The sequence below is a fragment of the Enterobacter sp. CM29 genome (assembly GCF_013179605.1).
GTDB lineage: Bacteria > Pseudomonadota > Gammaproteobacteria > Enterobacterales > Enterobacteriaceae > Enterobacter > Enterobacter intestinihominis.
Window position 1 is genome coordinate 1 of sequence record NZ_JABMCU010000217.1, and the last position, 6,816, is coordinate 6,816.

Sequence of the window (6,816 nt, forward strand, 5' to 3'; positions counted from 1 at the left end):
AGTTAGGGTAAAGGGCGCTTGCGCGGTGTCTGGACGGGACTCGCGTTCGCCAGAATCAATCCAGGACTGAATTAATACTGGTGATTTTCCGTTATTCGTCATTTTGAGCGAGACTTCTTTATCTTTCTCTGGATATACGACGCGGGTTCCGGAAATAATCACTGCGCTTTGGGTAGTAAAAGTAATAAAAATTGAAAGTAAAATAAAAAGACGAGATGGGGTTTTGAAGTTCATTGAGGAAGTTCCTTATCAGGCGAGCATGACGCTCGCCTGTGGTCATTACGGAGATATATTTCCGTTATGATTATTCGTAATCGATACTGAAGTTAACCTGGCTTTTCACTGTGCCTGGTGTGGTTGCACCCATGGCGTAGTAACGCACGGTATAAGGCAGGCTGGCGGAACCGCTGCTCATATCAATGCGTGTGGTGTTTGTAGTCTGGTTGGTATTACCCACCTGCAATGGCAGTTCTGATACTTTGTCAACCAGTTGCAACTGGACATTCGTTGCACCATCGGTCATGCCCTCGTCAGTATTCAGTAGATTAAAGGTGCTGGTGTCTACCGTGGAGCCATTTTCAAAGAAGGCCGCCGCAGTGGATGTGCTGGTAACACCAGTGCAGTTGGCCAGTTGAATGCTAAAACCAGTGTCTCCGATAGTTTCACCAGCAGTCTGCAACCGTGAAGTACTGACTTCCGGCAGTATAACGGTTGCCGGTGAAGCCTGACCGTCTACGGTAATATCACACGTGGTGGCGGTCAGCTTACCTTCAAAGTAAATAGTCCCATCTGCGGCTTGTGCCTGTGTACCGAATACCCCAGTTATCAAAGCGGCAGCAATAAAGGTCTTTTTCAAGTTCATTTTACAAACTCCATGTATATTAAAATACTCATGCGAAATAAGATTTGCTGAAGCATGAGTATTAAATTCTATTAATACCCTGCTTTTTTCGAAAACAAATATAACACCAGGTTATGCTACAAGATGTCGGAGCATGTTATTACCTGGATTGATAAAGGTTATCGACAATTGAATACTAATGCTGCATGTACTTTCAGTAAAGCTAATAGTCGTTAACGCGCTAAAAATAGGACTAAATTCTTAATTTTGTTTTTGTGTTTTATCGCGAATTTAGGAATTTAATCTTAAATAAAAAAATATTCAAATAATCCTAAGTGATTGAATTATTATTGTTAAGGTTGTGTTCTTATATGATATCAATAATCATTACTTTCAGATGTTAAGAAAAAAATCCTAATTCCAGTCATCATCACAATTGATAAGTGGAAATACATGTTTGTAAAAAAATGACACTAAAAACTCATTGTCAAGAGAGAAGAAGTGGTATAAATATTTTTCTTGTGATGTTTTTGTTAATTCTTTGTTGTTGTTTTGATGAATTTTAGCAATTAATGCTCTGTACTGAACTTTGTAGCCATAAAATGATGCCTATAAGTCCTTTTTTTGATGTTTAAGAGATGGAAAAAAGAACAAAATTTAGTTTTAAATGGGATTATTCTTAACTTCTGGCAGGACTTTACTTGAGAGCTAATGATTAACAATAAGTAATTACTTTAGGTGATGGTAACGACAATGTAAAATTGTGTGAATAAAAATATAAATGTATTCATATAATTACACGTATGAGAAATAGTAACGGTAAAGATTTATCCGATCAGGTAAATGAAGAAAACGTACCTCACACATTGCAATGAATAGTAAATCTTAAGAAAAACTAATCGATTTATGCCAGGATTTTTCCGTCAAAAACAGTCATTGATTCTTTAAACATGGTGTTTAACTATTCGAGGTGGGTAGTTCAAAAAGGAAGGGGAATAATGGCCCGCAATGGAGAATGAAATGGTGAAAAAAGTAAAGGTAGCCGCAGAACGTACCTGCCAGGAATCTACCATTACCGTGATTACGACTGATAAGTATTTTTTTCTGGCTGTGAAATATTTAATACATTCGATGTTGCCTGAGATCTTGAGTGAGAAAGGCATACTTTATAATGTTGTGCATTGTGAAAGCGTATTTCATATGAACTATCAGGATAAAATTCTGAATGAAGAAAGCCTGCTTATAGCTGATTATGATGTGCGTTTAATAGGTAATTCGCATGTTCTCAAGCTAATGCAGGGGATGAATATCTTTCGTTCTATCATGCTGGTGATCCATAAAGAACTTCCACTGGCAAATGTTGACTTTTACTTGTCAAAGGGGGCATCGCTTAACGTAATCAAAAAAAATCTCCGAGATTTTATACTGCGACCACCTGTGGCGAAATACAGCAGTAACAACCAGTTACTGGCACGCTTTACATCGCGCGAGCACCAGATTATTCGCATGATCCTTAAAGGTAAACGCGTTGAGAGCATTGCAAAAGCATTAAACGTAAGTCCTAAAACCATTTATGCGCATCGTTCACGTATCTATCAAAAAGTTGGTGTGCGTAATCTGCAAGGGCTTTTTCAACATGAAGGGTTGCTGACATCGCAGTGCGAATGGTCAATAAGTTGATAGCATTAACGACTCGATAACCGACCATTCTGTATGTGGATATTCTATAAAAAAGGGCTGTTTGTTATCGGCGAATAAGATCTTATCCCGCAATAAATTATTGTTTTGCATAGTCGTCAATGATCTCTTACTGATGATAAGACCTTGTTAAGGATAAGTTGTCAGATATTGTCCTCGTTTCGCAGTTCACTCAGATACGCCACCCAAGAGAAACTGATTATCAACGTCTCGTGTAGCAATGCGGGGGTTAGCAGCAGCAAGGGGCACATAGGTGGCAGGCGTCCGAAGTTTAACCCGGAACAATGAATTTAGGTTGGAAGGGTTATCGCAAACAACGCGGACAGATAGCAGATGGCGAGAATAAATGACGTTGCAGTTTGCACATTTTTTTAAAAATTTCTCGCTTCCCGTTTGGATAAGTAACTTGCTCATGTTGGAAATTAATAGCCTTTACCTATATTGATCATCAAAACCGGTACTACAATTCTGTGGTTATGTACAGTATATTTGTGGGGTAAATATGCCACGCACTGCAGACATACAGACCGCATTCAATGAGGCTCTACAGCTTAATCCAAAAGGCAATCGCTACCTGAGCACGGACAGCTTTATGACAAAGATTCAAGAGATGAACTTGCATTTCAGCCGGGACGAAGCAAACGCATGGATCGAACATCACCAACCTGATTTCGCCAACAAGACTATCGAAGGCAGTGATAACCGTTACTGGATCCTGTGCAATATGGGGAAGGTATTCTAATGGGATTTGCCTCACCAGCTGCAGACTGCGTAGAGCGCTAGCTATCTCCATCTGTTATTTGCAATATAAGTGCAGAGAGCCGAGTGCTTGAAAATGACGTTGGGTATGCAATTATAGAACCTGTGACAAAAAAATCGCCAGGTGACGTGTTGCTGATCCCATGCTACGGGCATACGCAGTTTGCTAAACCAATGGGCAAGTAACTCATCACGGATGATGGCGAGGATAGAGGGAACAGCTTTGGAAAAGGTTGAGGTTCTAGGGCCGGTAACGTTTTTTATATACCGTGTATAAGGAGATGATTGCCGGGTCATGTAGGGCAAAATGGCGTGAATAATTCCCCCATTATTCCCCGAGAAAATTTTGACAAGAAAAAACCAGCCATAACTGGCTGGTTTTCAATGTGTTTTTGGTCGGCACGAGAGGATTTGAACCTCCGACCCCCGACACCCCATGACGGTGCGCTACCAGGCTGCGCTACGTGCCGACGCATAAAAGGAATACTACTCGATTCCTTTTGGATTGCAAGGGGGAAGCAACGCTAACTGATTCATAAATAATCAGTTAGCGATAAAGCGCTTCTCGTCTGTCAGCACCTGCAACAGCAAGCTGAGCTGCGGTTTCTGGTCTTTCAGCTTCTCACCTTCGAGGCTGTACGTCTGGTAATTGCCGTTGCTGTTCAGCACAAGGGACAGCGTCGGCGTGGTCACCACCAGCGTGTTTTCGCCAGCAGCCGTGACCCAATTATGACGCCGCGTGGCGCTAAAGAGGTCTTGTCCCTGCGAGTATTCAATTGCCGGCGTGCTAACGTGCAGCAGCCGCTGCATTAACGTGGTCATGACGTCTTTATGGTCGGTCAGCATATTGATGCGTTGCGCGGGAGTGCCCGGCCAGTGGATCACCAGCGGGACATGCAGGTTCGGGCGCGACCAGTCCATGCCCTTCGCTTCGTCGCCGAGCGGCACGCCATGCCCCGCCGTGATAATGACGACCGTATTGTCCAGCTTGCCCGCGTCGCGCAGGGCGGTCAGCACGCGAGCGATCTGCGCATCGACATCACCCGCCGCACGGCTATAGCGGCGCGCGAAGCCTTTCTGATTGCTGTCATCAAGATTTGTGCCGTTAAACGCAACCCAGGAGAACCAGCGGTTATCTTCCTGTGCATAGCGCTTCAGCCAGTCTATCCACTGGTCAGCAGTCCGATCGTCAGACTGGCTCTGCGCGGCTGGCAGTGAGAAATCAGACAGCAGCGCCTGGCGGTACAGCGAGCTGTTGAAACCATCAGAGGCGAACAGCCCCAGCTGGTAGCCCTGCTGATTAAGCCCGGTAATCAATGCAGCCGGAATACGGGCCGACAGCACGCCGTCCATATAGCTCGGTGAAATACCGTAGAACAGACCGAAAATACCCGCGTCGGTCGAATTACCGGAACTCATATGCTGAGTGAATACGATGTTGTTCTCAGCGAATTCAGCCAGGGCAGGCATTTGCTTCTCATAGCGAGAATAGTTCAGGCCATCGACGGTAATCAGCAGCACGTTCTGACCGCGCCCCATGTCGCGATATTTCAGATCGCTCAGGGGATACTGCACGCTGACCGCTTCCGGATTACCCTGTTCGACCAGACGACGCTGATACTCCTGCGCGTCCAGCAGACCGTGTTTTTCAAGGAAACGACGTGCCGTCATCGGATAGGAGAGCGGCAGATTCGCGCGCTGCATGGTAATAGGGCGGTAGAAGTTCGCATCTGCCCAGATATACATCAGGTGCGAACCGATAAATGAGGCGAAAAAGAGCGCCGCGACGGGCTTCGCATAATGTCGGCGTCGGGTCAGGCTGCGGAGCTTTTGCCAGCTCCACGTCGCAAACAACATTTCGATCAGCAGGATAATCGGCACGCTGATAAACATCAGCTGCCAGTCGCGGGCGGTCTCGTTCTGATCCGGGTTAATCACCAGCTCCCAGACGACAGGATTCAGGTGCAGGTGGAACCGGGTAAAAACTTCGCTGTCGATAAGCAACAGCGTCATGCCCGCCGTCGCAAGAATGGCGGACAGGAAGCGCATCAGCCGCTGCGACATGACGATAAACGTCAGTGGGAACAGGATCAGCAGATAGGTGGCGAAGACCAGAAAGCTAAAGTGACCAACAAGGCTCATCCACGAGTAGATACGCCCGGTTAACGTGGTTGGCCAGTCCGCCACAAACAGATAACGGCAGCCGAGCACCATCGCCAACAGAATGTTGAACAGGGCAAACCAGTGCCCCCAGCTGACCATCTGGGAGACTTTTTCACGGTAGCGCTGACGATTCGTCACCATAAACTGTTGTTCGTTTCCCTTAGTGTGCCTGGTCGTCGCTAACGGATGACTGCAAAGCCTGGGCGAAAGATTTGGCGATCGCCTGACGCTGAGCCGGAGCAACGCTGGTATTGATCAGGTTGGTAACCATATTTCCCAAAACCATCAGGGAGAGATCGGTTGGCGTTTTATGTTTTTCCAGTACGTTGACCAGCTCACTGAGCAGTTGTTCAACGTGTTCGTCACTGTAGCGGGAATGTTGTGGCATAAATCAAAATCAGTTTGTTGAGAGAAGGGCGACATATTACCGTAGCAACAGCTTTTTTTCCCCTTTTTTATCTTCTGTTGCACACATGCGTTGGTGGTGGTTGAATACCGCCCGGTCTAAAAGGAGAGTTTATCATGAGTCTGGAAATCAACCAGATTGCCTTGCACCAGCTTATCAAGCGTGATGAGCAAACCCTTGAAGTGGTGCTACGCGATTCGTTACTGGAACCAACGCCTACCGTTGTCGAGATGATGGCGGAGTTGCATCGCGTCTACAGCGCGAAAAATAAAGCCTATGGCTTGTTCAGCGAAGAGAGCGAGCTGGCGGATAGCCTGCGCCTGCAACGTCAGGGCGAAGAGGATTTCCTGGCATTCAGCCGCGCTGCAACCGGCCGTCTTCGTGACGAACTGGCGAAATATCCCTTCGCCGATGGCGGTATCGTCCTGTTCTGCCACTACCGCTATCTGGCGGTAGAGTATCTGCTGGTCACCGTGCTGAATAATTTAAGCAGCATGCGTGTGAACGAGCAGTTGGATATCAGCTCAACGCACTATCTGGATATCAACCATGCGGATATTGTGGCGCGTATTGATTTAACCGAATGGGAAACCAATCCGGAATCGACGCGCTACCTGACCTTCCTTAAAGGCCGCGTGGGCCGCAAAGTGGCCGATTTCTTTATGGACTTCCTCGGTGCCAGTGAAGGGCTGAACGCCAAAGCGCAGAACAAAGGTCTGCTCCAGGCGGTGGATGACTTTACCGCTGAGGCGCAGCTGGATAAATCTGAGCGTCAGACCGTGCGTCAGCAGGTTTACAGCTACTGTAACGAGCAGTTACAGGCCGGGGAAGAGATTGAGCTGGAGTCGCTGTCCAAAGAGCTGGCGGGCGTCAGCGAAGTCAGCTTCCAGGAATTTACCGCGGAAAAAGGCTATGAGCTGGAAGAGAGCTTCCCGGCGGATCGCAGTAC

General features: G+C 46.7%; 7 protein-coding genes, 1 tRNA gene and 1 pseudogene. 4 read left to right on the forward strand and 5 right to left on the reverse strand.

Annotation, left to right across the window (positions count from 1 at the left end):
* Both HP459_RS19950 and HP459_RS19955 read right to left on the reverse strand, forming a co-directional pair.
* On the reverse strand, window positions 1-234 hold a 234-nt coding region (locus HP459_RS19950; protein ID WP_171936707.1), incomplete at its 3' end, for a molecular chaperone.
* 70 nt (window positions 235-304) lie between these two features.
* Window positions 305-862 carry a fimbrial protein gene (locus HP459_RS19955; RefSeq protein WP_113772444.1) on the reverse strand — a complete coding sequence of 186 codons (558 nt, stop codon included), beginning with the start codon at window positions 860-862 and terminating at the stop codon, window positions 305-307.
* Window positions 863-1,861: 999 nt separating this feature from the next.
* On the opposite strand from HP459_RS19955, the gene HP459_RS19960 reads away from it, so the two are divergent.
* The 3 genes and pseudogenes from HP459_RS19960 (at window position 1,862) to HP459_RS23590 (ending at window position 3,575) form a co-directional block, all read left to right on the forward strand.
* Complete coding sequence (locus tag HP459_RS19960) at window positions 1,862-2,521, forward strand: helix-turn-helix transcriptional regulator (RefSeq protein WP_157843919.1); 660 nt, start codon at window positions 1,862-1,864, stop codon at window positions 2,519-2,521.
* Between the two features lie 610 nt (window positions 2,522-3,131).
* A complete protein-coding gene (locus HP459_RS23780) occupies window positions 3,132-3,281 on the forward strand; it encodes a hypothetical protein (RefSeq protein WP_317575030.1) in 150 nt (49 codons plus the stop codon).
* A 56-nt stretch (window positions 3,282-3,337) separates the two neighbouring features.
* A pseudogene (locus HP459_RS23590) lies at window positions 3,338-3,575 on the forward strand (hypothetical protein).
* A gap of 116 nt (window positions 3,576-3,691) precedes the next feature.
* Here HP459_RS23590 and HP459_RS19970 read toward each other — a convergent pair.
* The 3 genes from HP459_RS19970 to HP459_RS19980 form a co-directional block, all read right to left on the reverse strand.
* Window positions 3,692-3,768: transfer RNA gene (locus HP459_RS19970), tRNA-Pro, on the reverse strand.
* Between the two features lie 73 nt (window positions 3,769-3,841).
* Entirely contained in the window at window positions 3,842-5,602 is a 1,761-nt protein-coding gene (gene yejM, locus HP459_RS19975) for an LPS biosynthesis-modulating metalloenzyme YejM (protein ID WP_022648735.1), read from the reverse strand.
* Between the two features lie 19 nt (window positions 5,603-5,621).
* Window positions 5,622-5,849 carry a YejL family protein gene (locus tag HP459_RS19980; protein ID WP_001135586.1) on the reverse strand — a complete coding sequence of 76 codons (228 nt, stop codon included), beginning with the start codon at window positions 5,847-5,849 and terminating at the stop codon, window positions 5,622-5,624.
* 134 nt (window positions 5,850-5,983) lie between these two features.
* Here HP459_RS19980 and yejK point away from each other — a divergent pair.
* The coding region (gene yejK / locus HP459_RS19985; RefSeq protein WP_171936708.1) for a nucleoid-associated protein YejK at window positions 5,984-6,816 on the forward strand (833 nt) is incomplete at its 3' end.